This is a genomic window from Subtercola sp. PAMC28395, assembly GCF_018889995.1.
Taxonomy (GTDB): Bacteria; Actinomycetota; Actinomycetes; order Actinomycetales; family Microbacteriaceae; genus Subtercola.
The window spans coordinates 676,504-692,498 of record NZ_CP076547.1 but is presented as its reverse complement, the minus strand read 5'-3'; the positions used below and the strand labels follow the sequence as shown (position 1 = coordinate 692,498).

Sequence of the window (15,995 nt, the reverse complement as noted above, 5' to 3'; positions counted from 1 at the left end):
CGAGAGGCGAGACCGTGAGACGTGCCGCGGCCGACCTCGATGTTCTCGATCGTGCTGAGGCTCTCTCTGGCCTGGCGGGCGTGCAGCGGGCCCAGGCTGTGTTCGGAATCAGCTCGGTGCGCCTCGACATCATCACCGCCCTGCTCTCCGGTTGCGAGCTGAGCGACGCGGCACTGATGGAACGCTTCGGAATCACCCGCAACGGGATTCGCCGCCACCTGAAGGCGCTCGAATCCGAGGGCATCATCGTCGGCCGGCACACCACTCACCCGCGGGGTGCCGGCCCGATCACGTACTGGAGGGCCGACGCCGACGAACTGCTCATGCTTCTCGACGATCTGCGGAGCACCATTCTGAACAGCTGACGAGTGACGAAACCACTATGCTCTGGCCATGACGAACTCCGAGCCCGCCACCCCTGCTGAGCCGCCTGCGCCTGAAGTCGAAGCAGGAAGCCCCGCCAGCGCGAAGTGGTGGCAGAGCCGCAGGCTCTGGGTGACCGTTGCCGGCGGTGTGGTCATCGCCCTCGTTGCCGGCTTCGCAGGAGGGTTCATTGCCACGACTGCACGAGTTGCCTCGGTCTGCGACGCAAGGGCTGTGGCGACCGATGTTCTTCCGAGTATCGTCACCATCAGCATCCAGGGCGCCGGCGGAGGTGGGGTCGGCACGGGAGAGATTTTGACGAGCGACGGCTACATCGTCACGAACAACCACGTCATCTCCGATGCCGCCCAGGGCGGAACAATCACGGTCATGTACAACAGCGGTGAATCAGATACTGCCTCGCTTGTCGGGCGCGACCCGGTCTCAGATCTGGCTGTACTGAAGGTCACCCGCGACCAGAAGCTGCCGACCATCTCGATCGGAGACTCGTCGACAGTGGCTGTCGGCCAGCCGGTCGTCGCACTCGGCGCGCCCCTCGGCCTGTCAAGCACGGTGACGGCGGGAATCGTGAGTGCGCTGGGGCGCAACGTCACCGTACCGAGCGACGGCGACACCACCACGACGCTCGCGGGAGCGATCCAGACCGATGCCGCGATCAACCCGGGCAACTCGGGCGGTGCGCTCGTGAGCTGCGACGGATCTCTCGTGGGCATCAACACCGCCATCGCTTCGGTGCCGAACGCGGTCGGCCAGGCCGGAGGCGGCAGCGTCGGCATCGGGTTCGCCGTGCCGGTGAACCTCGCGAACGGCATCGTCAAGCAGCTCATAGCGACGGGAACCGCGGTGTACCCGTGGTTCGGAGTCGAGGTCTCGCTGATCCCGCCGGCAGTCGCGCAGCGGTTCGGAGTCGAGTCGGGTCTCTTCGTCGAATCGGTGGTGCGAGGAGGCCCGGTTGCGACCGCAGGGATCCAGGCCGGTGACATCATCACGCGCATCGACGGGCAGCCGGCGATCAACAGCGACGTGATCACCCGGGTGACGCTGGCCAAGAGGATCGGCGACGTGGTCGACGTCACGTACGTGCGGAACGGTACCGAGGCGCAGACCCAGGTGACGCTGGGCACGCCGCCAACCACTGGTTGAGCAGGCCGTCGCGAAACCCCCGTGCGAAGCGTTCACCTGGCCGTTGCTCGGCTGGCGTAAAGTTCGCCCGTGACAACTTCTGCAGGGCCCTCGCTCGCACGGCGGCTCGGGCTCACCGATGCCGTGTTCATCGGGCTCGGCTCGATGATCGGCGCCGGCATCTTCGCCGCGTTCACTCCCGCGGCACAGGCTGCGGGAGCCGGCCTGCTCGTCGGGCTCGTGGTCGCCGCGATCGTCGCCTTCTGCAACGCGACCTCGTCGGCCCAACTGGCGGCCGCGTTCCCCACCTCCGGCGGAACGTACATCTACGGCCGTGAGCAGCTCGGCCCCTGGTGGGGATTCCTGGCCGGGTGGAGTTTTGTCATAGGCAAGACGGCGAGCTGCGCGGCGATGGCCATCACCTTCGCTGCCTACGCCGCCCCGGCAGGCTGGGAGAAACCCGTCGCCCTGCTCGCCGTGATCGGCCTTGCTGCGGTGAACTACCGCGGGGTGACTCGCACTGCGGCATTGACCCGCATCATCGTTATCGTCGTGCTGATTGTGCTCGCCATCGTTGTGGCAGCCGGGTTCAGCACCGGACTCCCCGCAGCGGGTGCTGTCGACTCCGCCGGCTTACTCGCCCACGGTTGGTACGGAATCCTGCAATCGGGGGGTCTGCTGTTCTTCGCCTTCGCCGGCTACGCCCGAATCGCGACCATGGGCGAGGAGGTACGGGACCCTGCCCGCACCATTCCACGTGCCATCACTATCGCACTCAGCGCAGCCGTTGTGATCTACGCCGTCATCGCGGTCGTCGTTCTCGGCGCGCTCGGCCCGGCCGGTGTCGCCTCGTCGACGGCGCCGCTCGCCGACACCGTCGCGCTGAGCGGATGGTCGTGGGCCATGCCCCTGGTTCGAATCGGCGCGGCAGTAGCGTCGCTCGGTGCCTTGCTCGCGCTCATCGCAGGCATCGGTCGCACCACCTTGGCGATGGCGCGCGAGGGCGATGTTCCGCGATGGCTCTCAGCCGTGCATCCGCGATTCGCCGTGCCGCACCGCGCAGAGATCACGCTAGCCGTCGTCGTGTGTCTTCTGGTGCTCACCGTCGATCTTCGCGCAGCCATCGGTTTCTCGTCGTTCGGCGTGCTCCTCTACTACTTCGTCGCCAATCTGGCCGCGCTGACCCAGGCGAGCGACAGTCGCCGGTATCCGCGCGTGCTTCAGCTGCTGGGCCTGGCCGGATGCACGGCTCTCGTCGTCACGCTTCCACTCACCGCCATCGTGGTCGGCGTCGGTGTGCTGGCGATCGGAGTCGTCTACCGGCTGGTCGTCAGAGCAGCAGCACGTCGGCGTGAAGCGGCGCGCACGTGAACGGTCGGTACGTGAACGGTCGGCACGTGAACGGCCTCAGAGTGCGTGGCCGAGGGTGAGCCCGAGGAGTGCGGCGAGCACCGAGAGCACGAGCATCCCGATACCGTTCATGAGGGCGGCCACCCAGCGTCTCTGCTGTACGAGGCGCACGGTCTCGAAGCTGGCTGTGCTGAAGGTGGTGTAGCCACCCATCAGGCCGGTGCCGAGGATGAAGAAGAGTTCCTGGGGCACCAGGTTGCCCAGCGTGAGTCCCGTGATCAGACCGAGAATGAGGGAGCCTGACACGTTGATGATGGTCGTGCCGAGCGGGTAGGCGCCGGTGAATCGGCTCTTGACGAAGCCGTCGAGCCAGAATCGCAGTGCCGCACCGAGGCCGCCGGCTAGCGAGAGCAGGGCGAAGATCAACGGGTTCATCGGCCCCCCGCCGTGTCGGAGGTGTCGGGTCGATTGCGGTTGTCCGTGCTGGTGTCAGCGCCCCGGCGACTGCCGGTTTCGGCGCGGGTGCCGCTACCCGGGTCGAAACGGCGGCGGTGCCGGTTCGCAGCGACAACGATTCCGAGAAAAGTCGCAACCGCGCCGACGAGAAGGGTCGCCACGGCATAGAGCGTCGCCGCCGTCGGTCGGCCGTTCGTCAGCAGTAGTGCTGTGCCGGTGGCCAGGGTGCTGTAGGTGGTGAACCCGCCGAGCACGCCCGTGCCGAGCAGCAACCGGAGTCGTCGGCGTCGCCCTTCGTCTGGCCCGCTGCGGCTCAGGGTCTCAAGAAGTGCGCCGAGAAGGAACGCGCCGACGACGTTGATGCCCAGAATCACCAGTGCGACACCGTTCAGGTCGGGCACGACCAGGCTGAGCAGCTCGCGAAGGGCCGTTCCGACGGTGCCGCCGACGATGACGATGCCGGCATAGTGCCACCGCAGGTGTATCGGTTTGCCTGCCTGCCTGGCACTGGCAGGAACGAGCTTCGGGTCACCGACTGCCGGTTCGCCCGATTCGGCGTCGACGAGGTCGGAGTCGACGGGCAACGTGGTGAATTCGTAAGCAGCGAACCCGCCTGACGAGTCATCGACGGCGTCGCCGAGCGAGCCGGCAGGCTCGCCGTGCTCCTCGGGTTCGCCGTGTGCGCTCACCAGTCGATCAAACCACAGTCGCGGTCAGCGTTTCGGCTTCGATACTGCTGAGCCCGCGACCGCGACAACAGAGCCGAGCGTCGCGCCGCCCACGACATCCGAAGCCCAATGCGCTCCCACCAGCAGGCGGGTGGCCGCAACAGCCGCCGCGAGGGGGTACAGCACGAACCCCATCCACGGCAGCTCGAGCGTGACCCCGGTGGCGAACGCGAAGGCACTGGCCGAGTGCCCTGACGGAAAGGAGGGCGATGCCGGATGATCGGCCAGACGCCTCGCCTGCCGCACAGTGTCGAGCGGGGGTCGGGGGCCGCCGAGCATCCGTTTGACCACCAGGTTGGCGGTCGCGCTCGCGGCCAGCAGCGACAGGCTGCCCCGAACGGCCGCCCGCCGGTTACCGGTCACGCACAGCAGGGCGGCGATGCTGAACCACAGCACCCCTTTGTTGGCGAATGTCGAGAGCCCCACGCCCGCGCGGTCGAGCGCCGGATGCCCGAGGTGCCCGTTCACCGCACGCGCGACCTGCTCGTCTCCCCTTCGCACCCACGCTGGCGGTTGGCGCTCGTGCGGGTTCAGCGGAGGCTCTTCTCGAAGCAGAGCGAGAAGGGGATCGCTGTCGCGTACGGTTCGTACAGCGCAATTGGGGTGAAGCCGATCTTCTCATAGAGGGCAACGGCCTCGGGTTGGCGGTCGCCCGTCTGCAGAATGAGGCGCGCTGCGCCCTCCTCGCTGGCGATGCGTTCAAGTTCGAGCATCAGTGCCCTGCCGATGCCGCGGCCTCGCTGATCGCCCGTGACGATGACGCGCTTGACCTCCCAGTCACCCCGCAGCATACGCAGGGCTGCGTGGGCGATCGGTGTGCCGTCGTGGTCGATCACCAGCACCGTGGCCCGCACGTCGCTCGGGTTCACGGCGAGGGCCGTGAGAGTCAGCGCGTCGATCGGTTCACCATCGACCGAGTAGCGTGCTCCGAGTTCGTCGTCCATGACAGCACGCAGGGCAACGGCGCGAGGGTCGGAGTAGTCGACCCGCTCGAAGCGGAAGGGCAGCGCATCGCGTGAAGGCATGTCTCAAGGGTAAGGGTTTCGATACCCGCGCTTCAGCTCGCGAGGGTCACGTCGATGAGCGCATCGATCTCGCCCGCGCTGAAGATCCGGTCGGCGGTGATGAGGGCGAGGCCCGAGACCCCCACGAGCTCGCCGAGGTCAGAGGTCTTGATGCGCAGGTTGCGCGTCGCCAGGGGCAGCGACCGCTGGTAGACACGCTCCCGGATGCCCGACATCAGTACCTCGTCGCACTCCGCCAGCTGGCCAGACAGCACGATCATGCCGGGGTTGAGAATGCTCACCAGCCCCGCGACCGCGTCGCCCAACACCCGTCCGGCCTGCCGCACGAGCCTGACAGCCTCGATGTCGCCGTTCTTCACGAGCTCGACGACCCCGGCGACGTTCTCCACCGAGATGCCCTCCGCCTCGAGGTCGCGAACGAGCGCCCAGCCGCCCGCATATGCCTCGACACAGCCGACATTGCCGCACCGGCAGGGGAGTGGAACAGCATCGTCGGCGTGCGCCGCGCGGGTGTGGCCGACGTCGCCCGCTGCTCCTTCACTGCCCCGGATGATCTGGCCGTTGAAGACGAGGCCGGAACCGATTCCGGTGCCCACCTTGAGGCTGATGAGGTTGTCGATGCCGTGCTGCCTCGACTCCATCACGGCGCGGGCATTCGCGTCGTTCTCGACGACCACGGTCGCGTCGTACTTGCTCGCGAACCAGTGCACGATGTCGAAGTGATCCCATCCGGTCATGATCGGCGGGTTCACGACCCAGCCGGCCGCGAACTCGACCGGCCCGGGAACACCGATACCGATGCCCCAGACCTCCTCGCCCTGGCGAAGCTCGGTGAAGGCGGCCTGCACCTCGAGCAGAACGGGTTCCGGGCCCTCCCACACGTTGATGGCGCGGGTGACGTGCCTGATCGGGGTTCCGTTCAGGTCGCAGGCGGCCGCGACGAACCCCGAGGCCCCTACATCGGCGGTCAGCAGGATCGCCCGCGAGCGGTTGAGGGCGAAGCGGGAGGATGGCCGGCCGCCGGTCGACTCGCCGCCGCCGACGGGTGTGATGAAACCGGCCGCGGTCAACGCGGTGAGGCGCTGGTTCACGGTGGAGCGAGAGAGACCGGAGATCTCCATGACGTCGGTGCGGCTCAACTCGCCGCGGGTGCGAAAGAGGGCCAGCACGTCGCTGATGTGGGAACCGTGCTCCACGAGCTTCACGAGCCCTCCATCACTGTCATAGGAACGATTACGATGATAATAGACCCATTGATTGACTAAAGTTAGCCAACTTTCGTATTGCACAAACACAAAAGTACCTGTAGTTTCGACTTTACCCGGCACGCAGTAGTGCCCACAGCACCTCAAGGATGAAAATGTTCAGCAAAGATGCAACATTCAAGCGTGTCGTTGGAGCGGGTGTCGCCCTCGGCGCCCTCTCGCTGGTTCTGGCTGGCTGCGCGGGCAGCAGCTCAGGCGGATCGACCGCAGCGGCGACCTCGACGAACTTCGCCGCGGTGATCAAGGGACTCGACAACCCCTTCTTCCAGGCCATGGGCGACGGGATCACCGACACGGCCAAGACGAACGGCGTCTCTGTGACGGTTCAGGCCGCAGCATCCACCGATGACACCACCGGCCAGGCCGAGAAGCTCACCGCTCTCGCCGGCCAGGACTTCAGCTGCTTCATCGTCAACCCCATCAGCGGTACGAACCTCGTTCAGGCGCTCGCCCCGATCTCCTCTGCCGGCAAGACCATCGTCAACATCGACAGCCCGTTCGACCCCGACGCCGTCAAGACCGCCGACCTCAAGATCTCGACCTACATCGGTACAGACAACAACGCTGCAGGCGGCAAGGCCGGCGCATTCGTCCTCTCCAAGGTCCCCGCTGGCTCCTCCGTAGCGCTCATCGGCGGAGTCGCCGGCAACGTCACCAGTGCCGCCCGCATCGACGGCTTCAAAGCTGCCGCCACCGGCCTGACCGTGGTCAACGAAGTCGCCGCGGACTGGAGCCGTGACAAGGCCCTCACCGCAGCGACCGACATCATCGCCGCCAACCCGAACATCGCCGCGATCTTCGCTGCGAACGACGACATGGGCCTCGGCGTCGTGAAGGCCGTCGAGAATGCCGGCCTCACGGGCAAGATCGTGGTTGTGAGCGTCGACGGCAACAAGGACGCCCTCGAGTCGGTGCAGGCCGGTGGCCTCACGGCGACCGTCGCACAGTACCCGTACGCCATCGGTACCCTCGGTGTCGAGGCCTGCCAGGTAGCGGCGGCCGGCAAGACCCTGCCGGCAACGGTCGAGTCCCCCACGGCTCTCGTCACCACCGACGTCGCAGCGAAGGCGATCACAGCGTTCCCGCAGCCGTTCGACACCTTCGAGAACCCGCTGACCGCCCTGCTTCCCACGAAGTAGCAGTCACCCAGCTGCGCTGACCCCACACCGAAACACACCACGAGAGAAGTCGAGCTAACCCTGTGAGTACTGCAACACACACCCAGGCGGCACCGCCCAGACCAGCCAGAGCGCTGCTCGGCCAGGCGCGCAACGTCAGTTTCTGGGCCGAATACGCGGCTCCCATCGGGCTGGTCGCCCTGGTGATCGTCTTCTCGATTCTCTCGCCGACGTTCCTGACGGCCGGCAACATCAAGGCCATGCTGGTGGCCGCCGCGATCCTCGTGATCCTGGCGGTCGCCCAGTCCTTCGTCATCACCACCGGCGGGATCGACCTGTCGATCTCGGCGACGATGACGTTCGGTGCTGTCGGCTTCGGTGTGGCCTGGTCGGCCGGCGCGGGGATCGTCATCTCGATTCTCGCAGCGCTGGTCGCGGCCGGAATCATCGGTGTGATCAACGGGCTCCTCATCGCCAAGGGCAAGGTGACCGACTTCATCGTGACGCTCGGTACCCTGTCGGTGGCGACGGGGTTGGCGCTCATCATCTCCAACGGCAAGCCCATCACCGTGAACAGCCCTGAACTGTTGAAGTTCACAACAGGGTCGATCGGAGTCTTCGGCTACCCGGTCATCCTGGCCGCCGTCATCGCCGCCCTCGGCTGGTTCGTGATGTTCAGAACACGCTTCGGCCTGCACGTGCAGGCTGTGGGTGGCAACGAGGAGAGCTCGGTGGCCAACGGCATCGCGGCCCCCCGCGTTCGCATGGCCGTCTACATCATCTGTTCGCTGCTCGCCGGAATCGGGGCCATCCTGCTGGTGGCCCGCGTCGGTGCGGCTGAACCGTCGATCAACACCTCCTACCTGCTCAACTCGATCGCCGCTGTTGTCCTCGGCGGGGTGAGCCTGACAGGCGGCAAGGGGTCGATCGTCGGCCCCGTCATCGGTGCACTGCTGCTGACGGCCCTCACCAACGGGCTCACGCTTCTCGGTGTCTCGCAGTTCTACCAGCCCCTCGCCGTGGGCATCGTCGTTGTGCTCGCGGCCCTACTCACGAGGTTCCAGAAGAAATGACCGACACCAACGTCCAGGCCGCACTCCCGGTCGACCCGCACTCACCCGATGTCATTCTCTCTGCCCAGGGCATCACCAAGTCATTCGGTGGTGTGCGAGCGCTGAAGGGCGCCTCCATCGAGCTGCTGCGCGGCGAGATCACCGCACTCATCGGCGACAACGGCGCCGGCAAGTCGACGCTGGTGCGCTGCCTCTCCGGCATCCACCGGCCCGATGGCGGCACGATCACGCTCGACGGCGCCGAAGTGTCGTTCAGCACGCCGAACGAAGCGCGAAAGCTCGGCATCGAGACCGTGCAGCAGAACCTCGCTCTCGTCGAAGACCTCACGGTCTGGCAGAACTTCTTCCTCGGCCGCGAACTGACTCACGGCTTCGGCCCGTTCCGCACCCTGAACCGCAAGCAGATGAAGGCCACCGCCAGCGACCTGCTCGCCAACCTCGCCGTGAACTCTCCTCCCGTCGCCAGCAAGGTGCGTCGCCTCTCCGGCGGCCAGCGCCAGGCACTCGCCATCGCGAGGGCTGCCGGGTGGGGCAGCAAGATCGTCATCATGGACGAGCCGACCGCGGCCCTCGGCGTGCAGGAGACGGAGAAGGTCGAACAGACCATTCGCACGCTGCGGGACTCGGGTGTGGCGGTGTTGCTCATCAGCCACAACTTCGACCAGGTCATGCGCCTCTCGAACCACGTGTGGGTCATGCGCGGAGGGCTGGCTGTCGCCGGTCGCCGCACCGCAGAGACCGATGCCGACGAGCTCGTGTCGCTCATCACAGGAGCGAAGTCCGCGTAGGCGCGCGCGCGCCCAGGGTCCGGCTCCGTTCTTCTTCGGAACGGAGCACGATCTCCCAGCACAGCCACGCCTGAAACACAGTCCAGCCAGCCTCAACCCACCCAGCCCCAACCCACCCAGCCCCAACCCACCCAGCCCCACCCACCCAGCCCCACCCCATTCACACCAAGGAGCCACCCGTGCCAGCAAACCCGATCGGCATCCACGCCGGCCTCTGGGTCGGCGACTGGTCGCCCGCCTCGGCCACCTACGCCATCAGCGAGAGCGCCAAGGCCGGCTTCGACCTCATCGAGATCCCGGCCGGCGACGCCCCGAACATCGACGTCGCCCTGACCGCGAAACTCCTCGCCGACCACGGGCTCACGGGCGTCTACTCCCTCGCGCTGCCTGCCAGTGCCGACATCAACGATGAAGACGACTCCGTCGTCGCCAGAGGCGAGCGGATGCTCGAAGCCGCCGTGACCCTGGCCCGTGACACTGGCTCGAGGTATGTCGGCGGGGTCACGTATTCGAAGATGGGGCAGTACGATCATCCATTCACGGCTCGCTCACGGGCGAATTCGCAGGCTGTACTCGGCCGGGTGGCCGAGAAGGCGAAGGCCGCAGGCGTCACGATCGGTCTCGAGTTCGTGAACCGGTATGAGTCGAACCTGCTGAACACGGCGCAACAGACGGTCGATTTCATTCGCGAGATCGGTGCAGACAACCTTGCTGTGCACATCGACACCTTTCATGTGAACACCGAGGAGCCAGACCAGGTCACTCCGGTTCGCGTCGCAGGCCCGCTGCTCGCCTACATCCACGCCGGTGAGAACCACCGTGGGTACCTCGGCTCGGGCAGCATCGACTGGCCTGCGCTCTTCAAGGCGCTGAACGAGTCGAACTTCACGGGGCCGATCACCTTCGAGTCGTTCTCGGGCGCGGTGCTCGATCCGGAGCTCTCGCACACGCTCGGCCTGTGGAGGAACCCCTGGGTCGACCCCGCGGCCGTGGCACGCCACGCTCACGACTTCATTGCCACGCAGCTCGCGGCGGCAGCGGCCACATCATCGTTCTCGATTGCTCCGGCGACCGAGCTCGCGCACTGATCCCTCCGTCAGAACGCGCGCGCCATCCGGCACCATCACCACCCCTGACCACCACCAGATCCACTCCCCCAGACCGACTCACCCAGACCCACTCACCCAGACCGACTCACCCACAGAAGGAACCCTCATGACGCTCAACAAACTCGGTGTGCACGCACTCGTCTTCTCCGGCGGCACGACTCCCTCTGAAGTCGACTACGCCATCGCCCAGACGAAGGCGGCCGGCTACGACATCCTCGAGCTCTCGCTGCACGACGCGCAGAACCTCGACGCACCCGCAGCGCGGGCCGCCCTCGAGGAAGCAGGGCTCGACGTGGTCTGCTCGCGCGGCCTCGCCTTCGACGCCGATGTCTCGAGCGAAGACCTCGAGGTCGTCGCGCGCGGTGCCGCACTTCTGCAGTCGTCGCTGCAGGTGACGCACGACCTCGGTGGCACCATTCTGACCGGTGCGCTCTACAGTGCATTCGGCAACTTCGGCCGCGCACTCACCCCGGCGGGTCGCTCGAACGCCGTCTCGGTGCTCAAAGATCTCGCGGTCGAGGCACAGGGCAAGGGCATGACGCTCGGGCTCGAGATCTGCAACCGTTACGAGACGAACGTCATCAACACCGCAGCCCAGGCGCTCGCGCTCGCCGACGACATCGGCGAAGACAACGTCATGATCCACCTCGACAGCTACCACATGAACATCGAAGAAGACGACTTCGTGCGTCCGTTCCAGCTCGTCGGTGACCGCCTCGGCTACGTGCACATCGGCGAGAACCACCGCGGCTACCTCGGCAGCGGCCACATCGACTTCACGTCGTTCTTCCACGCCATGGCCGACATCGACTACACCGGTGGAATCACCTTCGAGTCGTTCTCCTCGACCGTCGTCTCGCCGACCCTCTCGAACGATCTGTCGATCTGGCGTAACCTGTGGAATGACGGACCCGCGCTGGCCCGCCACGCACACTCGTTCATCACGAACGCCCTCGAAGGAACCCGTGTCTACTCCTGAGCCAGGTGCTGCTGAGACCGCTCCTCGGGAGACGGCCCCAAGCGACCCGGTCTCTCCCGTCGCAGCCCCGGCACTGACCGGGTTGCCGGGCCTCGATGCGCTGGCCCAGCGCGCCATCACCCTGATGGTGCCCGGCCGCCGCGTGATCCTCGGAATCACCGGCAGCCCGGGTGCCGGCAAGACGACCCTCGCCGTCACGCTTGCGGCGCGAGTCACCGAACTGCTGGCCAGCGACGCCGCCAGTCCTGGTGATGGCGCGAGTTCTGGCGCTGACCAGCGCGGCACCGCCGTGCACCTGCCGATGGACGGCTACCACCTCGCCAACGCCACCCTCGACCGCCTCGGCAACCACGACCGCAAGGGTGCCATCGACACCTTCGACGGCTGGGGCTTCGTCGCTCTGCTGAACCGGCTGCTGGTCGAACTCGACCACACCGTCTATGCGCCCAGCTTCGACCGCTCGGTCGATGAGGGCATCGCCGGCGAGATCGCGGTGACTCCGGATGCCCGGCTCGTCATCGTCGAAGGCAACTACCTGCTCGTCGACCAGTCGCCGTGGTCCTCCGTTGCCGGGCTGCTCGCCGAGAGCTGGTTCTGCGCGACCAGCGATGAGGAGCGCCTTCGCCGTCTCGTCGACCGACACGAGCGCCACGGGCGCAGTCCCGAAGCTGCCGCGGAGTGGGCCACCACTGTCGACGGGGCGAACGCACTTCTCATCGAGGCGTCACGGCCGCGCGCAACGATCGTCGTTTCGGGAGTGGATGCGTCGATCATCCAGAGCGCTCGCTGACCGCTGCACCCACCGGGCCACTGGCTGACTGCAGCACCCACCGGGCCGCTGGCTGACCGTGCTTCGCACCTGCCGCGCACACCTTTCAATGGCCGCACGGACCTCGTTCGCCCGCCAAGGAACAGTCCACACGCCCTTCCGCGTGCACACTGCACGTCGTCGGGCGCCTGGACTGTTTCGTGGTGAGCTCCGACGCACCGGAGTCGCCGAGTCAGCTCGAGATGAGCCAGAACACCGCGCCCTGTGGGTCGGTGACCCCAGCCATACGGCCGACGCCGCCCGCGTCAAAGGCCGGCTGCCTCACCGAGCCACCCAGTTCGACGAGCTTCTCGACCGCCTTGTCGACGTCGTCGACCGCGAAGTAGATGTTCCACGCGTTCCGCGAGTCGACCTCGCTCGTCGCGACGGCCCCGGCGATGCTCCGGTCGTCGACGAAGAACTGGGTGTAGTCGCCCAGGCCTTCGGTCGCTTCGGTTTCGCTTCGCATACCTGCGGCGGCTTCATAGAAGGGGAGTGTCGACGCGACGTCGCTCGAGCGCAGTTCGTTCCAGACCACCGCTCCAGGCTCATTGACAACAGCTGAGCCGATGTGGCCTCTGGTCTGCCAGAGTCCGATGGCGGCACCCGAGGGGTCGAGCAGCGAGCCGATGCGTCCGGAGCCCGGGATCTCGTCGACCGGCCTGACCAGTGTTCCACCGGCTTCGACGGCACGCGCCGCGGCCGCATCAGCGTCGTCGACCGCGAGGTAGGTGTTCCAGTGCACATCGGTCTCGGCAGAATCGTCGAAATCCTGCATGAGGCCGGCGACGTTCTTGCCGTGCAGCGTGGACATGTAATAGGTGAGCCCGGCTTCCGGCGGCCCCATCGGGTAGGCGTCGTACTGCCAGCCGAACAGCGAACTGTAGAAATCACGGGCTGCAACGATATCGGTGGTGACCAGGTCCACCCAGCACGGGGTGCCCTGCAGGTAACTCTCGACGATAGCCATCGGTGTCTTCCCTTCGCGTATCGCGGAGCTGCGCGACGGTGCAGCCCTGCACTGGACTCCAGTATGAACTCCTGCGCAACCATTGAGAAGGGGGCTTTGTCAGCGACACCGCGGCAACGCCGCCCACTCGTTCGTCTGCGCGGCCGACGGCGTGCAGGCTGCACGCGCCGCTGCGCGTGGACGAACGGGTGGCGAGCACCCTGCCGCACCAGCGACCGGGGCGAGCTCGGCCGTCAGTTCACGACGTGCTCGAACACTATGCTCGTGCGGGTCGACGCCACAGAGGGGTGCGCCGACAGGTTCGCAACGACGAACTCGCGCAGGTGGTCGCTGTCTCGCGTCGCGACATGGATCACGAAGTCCTCTGCGCCTCCCAGAAAGAACAGCTGAAGCACCTCCGTGCGGCTGCTGATGTCGTCGCTGAATGCCGAGATGCTCTGCCTCGCTCCGGATTTGATACTCACGCTGATGAGGGCCTGAAGTGACAGGCCGAGGGCCGCAGGCGAGACCCGCGCGGTGTACCCGGTGATCACGCCGCGGTCTTCGAGCGATCTCACCCGAGTGATGCACGTCGACTGCGCCACGCCCACCAGTTCGGCGAGACGGCTGTTGGGCATCCGTGCGTTGGCCTTCAGCAGTTCGACCAGTTGGGTGTCGATGTCATCGAGCGGGCCGGATGACCGTGGAATCTTCGAACTAACCATCGTCTGGCACGGCTTTCGTTGCAGTTTGCGCGGCTGCGGGTCAGTTTGCCGCAGTATCCACTGATTTTACCTACCCGAAACGAGTATCTTGCGAAAATTGGATCACTATTCTGGCCGCGCACTGCTGAGCAACGGAGACGATCATGCGAGTTGGCATTCCCACCGAGATCAAGAACAACGAGAAGCGCGTCGCCGCGACTCCCGCCGGCGTGCACGAGCTCGTACGTCGTGGCCACGACGTCGTCGTGCAGAGCGGCGCAGGCCTCGGGTCGCGAATCAGTGACGCCGACTACGTGACTGCTGGTGCGACCATTCTCGGCTCGGCAGACGAGGTGTGGGCGAGTGCCGACCTGCTGCTGAAGGTCAAGGAGCCGATCGCTTCGGAGTACCCGCGCATGCGTGCCGGGCAGGTGTTGTTCACCTACCTGCACCTCGCTGCGTCACGGGAGTGCACCGATGCCCTGATCGCCTCGGGCACCACGGCCATCGCCTACGAGACTGTACAGCTCGACAACCGCAGCCTTCCCCTGCTCTCGCCGATGAGCGAGGTTGCCGGGCGCCTGTCTGTTCAGGTCGGCGGGTATCACCTGATGAGCGCGGCCGGTGGGCGTGGAGTGCTGCTCGGCGGTGTTCCCGGAACCCGCAAGGCCAAAGTTGTCGTCATCGGCGGGGGAGTGGCGGGCGAGCACGCCGCTGCAGACGCCGTCGGAATGGGTGCCGACGTAACCGTGATCGACCTCTCGTTGCCTCGCCTCCGCCAGCTCGAGGCGCAGTTCGGCGGGCGCATCCAGACCCGCGCGTCGTCGGCCTACGAGATCGCCGCGCAGGTACGTGACGCCGACCTCGTCATCGGCTCCGTGCTCATCCCCGGCGCGCAGGCCCCGAAGCTCGTGACCGACGCGATGATCGCCGAGATGAAGCCCGGCTCCGTGCTCGTCGACATCGCCATCGACCAGGGGGGTTGCTTCGAGGGCTCCCACCCGACCACGCACGACGACCCCATCTTCGCCGTGCACAACAGCATCTTCTACTGCGTCGCCAACATGCCGGGTGCTGTGCCCGAGACCTCGACGACCGCTCTGACCAACGCAACGTTGCCCTATGTGATCACGCTCGCCGAGAAGGGGTGGCAGAAGGCCATCGCCGACGACGAAGCGCTCGCCCGTGGCCTCAACGTGCACGCCGGGCTGGTGACGAATGCCCTCGTCGCGTCGGCGCTCGGCCTGCCCTACACGGCTCCGCACGACGCGGCCCTCGAGGTCGTCGCCGCCTGACCGCCCGGCGCGCCACCAGCGCGCCTCTGGGTGTTGCTGGCTCGACGTGACGCGATACGCCCTGACCCCACGGCTTGAGGGGCGAGTCGCGTCAGGTCGATCATCCACTCACGCTGGGCGATGCATTCAGGCGCTGAGGGGCCACCAGGCAGGGAGCAGCTGCCGGTAGGCGTGCAGGAACGCCTCTGCGTCGCGGGGCTCGGGTGTGTCGAGCCAGGTTGCGATCGCCCCCACTGAACCGTCGGCGATGAATCGCGTTGCCATCTCGGTGAGCAGGATGGGCGACGTCTGCTCGGCCCGGATGGAGCCTGCACGTTCGATCGCGGCCCCGCCGTGGCCGGGATGGGCTTCAGCGATGTCGTGGTCTTCGATGGTCACCGCCTGAAGGCTCACCAACAGGCGAATGGATGCTCCGAAGTGCGAACTCAGCATCGGGTGCAGGCTTGCAGACCCGCTCGTCTCGTTCAGGCCGAGTGCGTAGATGAGAGCGTGTTCGTCGACGTGGTGCAGAACGGCACGGGTGACCTCGGCCATCGCGGTGCCGGCAGTCTCTGCCGTCGCGTGCCGCAGGTGGCGCTCGCGGATCTCGTCGAGCTCCGTGCGCAGCACCAGCTCGAGCAGGGCCGAGGGGGACGCGGCGTGTTCGTAGAACGTCGAACGGTTGACGCCGGCGAGAGCGGCCACCTCAGAGGCGGTGATCTCGTCGCCCTGGCGCGAGGCGGCCAGAGTCAGGATCGCCGTTCGGAGTTTCTCGCGTGATTTGAGCTGTCGAGCATCCATGCGCCAAGTTTATCCGACACTTGTTGGTTAACGGGAGTACAGTGGTCATTCATTCGGCACAG

At 66.5% G+C, this 15,995-nt stretch carries 18 protein-coding genes; 10 read left to right on the top strand and 8 right to left on the bottom strand.

Annotated elements, in window-relative coordinates; translation table 11 throughout:
• Positions 1–14: 14 nt before the first annotated feature.
• From KPL76_RS03325 to KPL76_RS03315, 3 genes are all read left to right on the top strand, one after another.
• Complete coding sequence (locus KPL76_RS03325; RefSeq protein WP_216335110.1) at positions 15–365, top strand: helix-turn-helix domain-containing protein; 351 nt, start codon at positions 15–17, stop codon at positions 363–365.
• 28 nt (positions 366–393) lie between these two features.
• A complete protein-coding gene (locus KPL76_RS03320; protein ID WP_216335109.1) occupies positions 394–1,527 on the top strand; it encodes a S1C family serine protease in 1,134 nt (377 codons plus the stop codon).
• Positions 1,528–1,596: 69 nt separating this feature from the next.
• Positions 1,597–2,877 carry an APC family permease gene (locus tag KPL76_RS03315; RefSeq protein WP_216335108.1) on the top strand — a complete coding sequence of 427 codons (1,281 nt, stop codon included), beginning with the start codon at positions 1,597–1,599 and terminating at the stop codon, positions 2,875–2,877.
• 36 nt (positions 2,878–2,913) lie between these two features.
• On the opposite strand, the gene crcB is transcribed toward KPL76_RS03315, so the two are convergent.
• The 5 genes from crcB to KPL76_RS03290 are packed head-to-tail and all read right to left on the bottom strand — an operon-like array spanning position 2,914 to position 6,270.
• A complete protein-coding gene (gene crcB, locus KPL76_RS03310; protein WP_216335107.1) occupies positions 2,914–3,291 on the bottom strand; it encodes a fluoride efflux transporter CrcB in 378 nt (125 codons plus the stop codon).
• Positions 3,288–4,001 (bottom strand): CrcB family protein, encoded by a 714-nt coding sequence (locus KPL76_RS03305; RefSeq protein ID WP_253202142.1) that lies wholly within the window; start codon positions 3,999–4,001, stop codon positions 3,288–3,290. Before KPL76_RS03305 ends, crcB begins: the two co-directional genes overlap by 4 nt.
• Before the next feature lie 24 nt (positions 4,002–4,025).
• Positions 4,026–4,541, bottom strand: coding sequence for a phosphatase PAP2 family protein (locus KPL76_RS03300; RefSeq protein ID WP_253202141.1), 516 nt, complete (start codon positions 4,539–4,541; stop codon positions 4,026–4,028).
• Between the two features lie 29 nt (positions 4,542–4,570).
• Positions 4,571–5,065 carry a GNAT family N-acetyltransferase gene (locus tag KPL76_RS03295; RefSeq protein WP_216335106.1) on the bottom strand — a complete coding sequence of 165 codons (495 nt, stop codon included), beginning with the start codon at positions 5,063–5,065 and terminating at the stop codon, positions 4,571–4,573.
• Between the two features lie 32 nt (positions 5,066–5,097).
• Complete coding sequence (locus KPL76_RS03290) at positions 5,098–6,270, bottom strand: ROK family transcriptional regulator (RefSeq protein WP_216335105.1); 1,173 nt, start codon at positions 6,268–6,270, stop codon at positions 5,098–5,100.
• A 155-nt stretch (positions 6,271–6,425) separates the two neighbouring features.
• Here KPL76_RS03290 and KPL76_RS03285 point away from each other — a divergent pair, with 155 nt between their 5' ends.
• The 6 genes from KPL76_RS03285 to KPL76_RS03260 all read left to right on the top strand — a co-directional run bounded on the left by KPL76_RS03285 (position 6,426) and on the right by KPL76_RS03260 (position 12,187).
• Positions 6,426–7,469, top strand: a complete 1,044-nt coding sequence (locus tag KPL76_RS03285) for a substrate-binding domain-containing protein (protein WP_216335104.1) — start codon at positions 6,426–6,428, stop codon at positions 7,467–7,469.
• A 62-nt stretch (positions 7,470–7,531) separates the two neighbouring features.
• On the top strand, positions 7,532–8,521 hold the full coding sequence (locus tag KPL76_RS03280; protein ID WP_216335103.1) for an ABC transporter permease: 990 nt from the start codon (positions 7,532–7,534) through the stop codon (positions 8,519–8,521).
• Complete coding sequence (locus tag KPL76_RS03275; protein ID WP_216335102.1) at positions 8,518–9,309, top strand: ATP-binding cassette domain-containing protein; 792 nt, start codon at positions 8,518–8,520, stop codon at positions 9,307–9,309. The genes KPL76_RS03280 and KPL76_RS03275 overlap by 4 nt, the downstream gene beginning before the upstream one ends.
• 179 nt (positions 9,310–9,488) lie before the next feature.
• On the top strand, positions 9,489–10,397 hold the full coding sequence (locus KPL76_RS03270; protein WP_216335101.1) for a sugar phosphate isomerase/epimerase: 909 nt from the start codon (positions 9,489–9,491) through the stop codon (positions 10,395–10,397).
• 127 nt (positions 10,398–10,524) lie between these two features.
• Entirely contained in the window at positions 10,525–11,397 is an 873-nt protein-coding gene (locus KPL76_RS03265; RefSeq protein ID WP_216335100.1) for a sugar phosphate isomerase/epimerase, read from the top strand.
• Positions 11,384–12,187: a nucleoside/nucleotide kinase family protein gene (locus KPL76_RS03260; RefSeq protein ID WP_253202140.1), complete on the top strand. Its 804-nt coding sequence runs from the start codon at positions 11,384–11,386 to the stop codon at positions 12,185–12,187. Before KPL76_RS03265 ends, KPL76_RS03260 begins: the two co-directional genes overlap by 14 nt.
• A gap of 211 nt (positions 12,188–12,398) precedes the next feature.
• On the opposite strand, the gene KPL76_RS03255 is transcribed toward KPL76_RS03260, so the two are convergent.
• On the bottom strand, positions 12,399–13,175 hold the full coding sequence (locus tag KPL76_RS03255; protein ID WP_216335098.1) for a VOC family protein: 777 nt from the start codon (positions 13,173–13,175) through the stop codon (positions 12,399–12,401).
• Positions 13,176–13,408: 233 nt separating this feature from the next.
• Positions 13,409–13,879: an Lrp/AsnC family transcriptional regulator gene (locus KPL76_RS03250; RefSeq protein WP_216335097.1), complete on the bottom strand. Its 471-nt coding sequence runs from the start codon at positions 13,877–13,879 to the stop codon at positions 13,409–13,411.
• Positions 13,880–14,022: 143 nt separating this feature from the next.
• On the opposite strand from KPL76_RS03250, the gene ald reads away from it, so the two are divergent.
• Positions 14,023–15,153, top strand: a complete 1,131-nt coding sequence (ald, locus tag KPL76_RS03245; RefSeq protein WP_216335096.1) for an alanine dehydrogenase — start codon at positions 14,023–14,025, stop codon at positions 15,151–15,153.
• A gap of 126 nt (positions 15,154–15,279) precedes the next feature.
• On the opposite strand, the gene KPL76_RS03240 is transcribed toward ald, so the two are convergent.
• Positions 15,280–15,933, bottom strand: coding sequence for a TetR/AcrR family transcriptional regulator (locus tag KPL76_RS03240; protein WP_216335095.1), 654 nt, complete (start codon positions 15,931–15,933; stop codon positions 15,280–15,282).
• Positions 15,934–15,995 lie beyond the last annotated feature (62 nt).

Excerpts from the sequence above, each read along its gene's own strand:
- KPL76_RS03320 (WP_216335109.1), top strand. The coding sequence starts at position 394 with ATGACGAACTCCGAGCCCGCCACCCCTGCTGAGCCGCCTGCGCCTGAA.
- crcB (WP_216335107.1), bottom strand. The coding sequence starts at position 3,291 with ATGAACCCGTTGATCTTCGCCCTGCTCTCGCTAGCCGGCGGCCTCGGT.
- KPL76_RS03295 (WP_216335106.1), bottom strand. The coding sequence starts at position 5,065 with ATGCCTTCACGCGATGCGCTGCCCTTCCGCTTCGAGCGGGTCGACTAC.
- KPL76_RS03285 (WP_216335104.1), top strand. The coding sequence starts at position 6,426 with ATGTTCAGCAAAGATGCAACATTCAAGCGTGTCGTTGGAGCGGGTGTC.
- KPL76_RS03275 (WP_216335102.1), top strand. The coding sequence starts at position 8,518 with ATGACCGACACCAACGTCCAGGCCGCACTCCCGGTCGACCCGCACTCA.
- KPL76_RS03265 (WP_216335100.1), top strand. The coding sequence starts at position 10,525 with ATGACGCTCAACAAACTCGGTGTGCACGCACTCGTCTTCTCCGGCGGC.
- KPL76_RS03255 (WP_216335098.1), bottom strand. The coding sequence starts at position 13,175 with ATGGCTATCGTCGAGAGTTACCTGCAGGGCACCCCGTGCTGGGTGGAC.
- KPL76_RS03250 (WP_216335097.1), bottom strand. The coding sequence starts at position 13,879 with ATGGTTAGTTCGAAGATTCCACGGTCATCCGGCCCGCTCGATGACATC.
- ald (WP_216335096.1), top strand. The coding sequence starts at position 14,023 with ATGCGAGTTGGCATTCCCACCGAGATCAAGAACAACGAGAAGCGCGTC.
- KPL76_RS03240 (WP_216335095.1), bottom strand. The coding sequence starts at position 15,933 with ATGGATGCTCGACAGCTCAAATCACGCGAGAAACTCCGAACGGCGATC.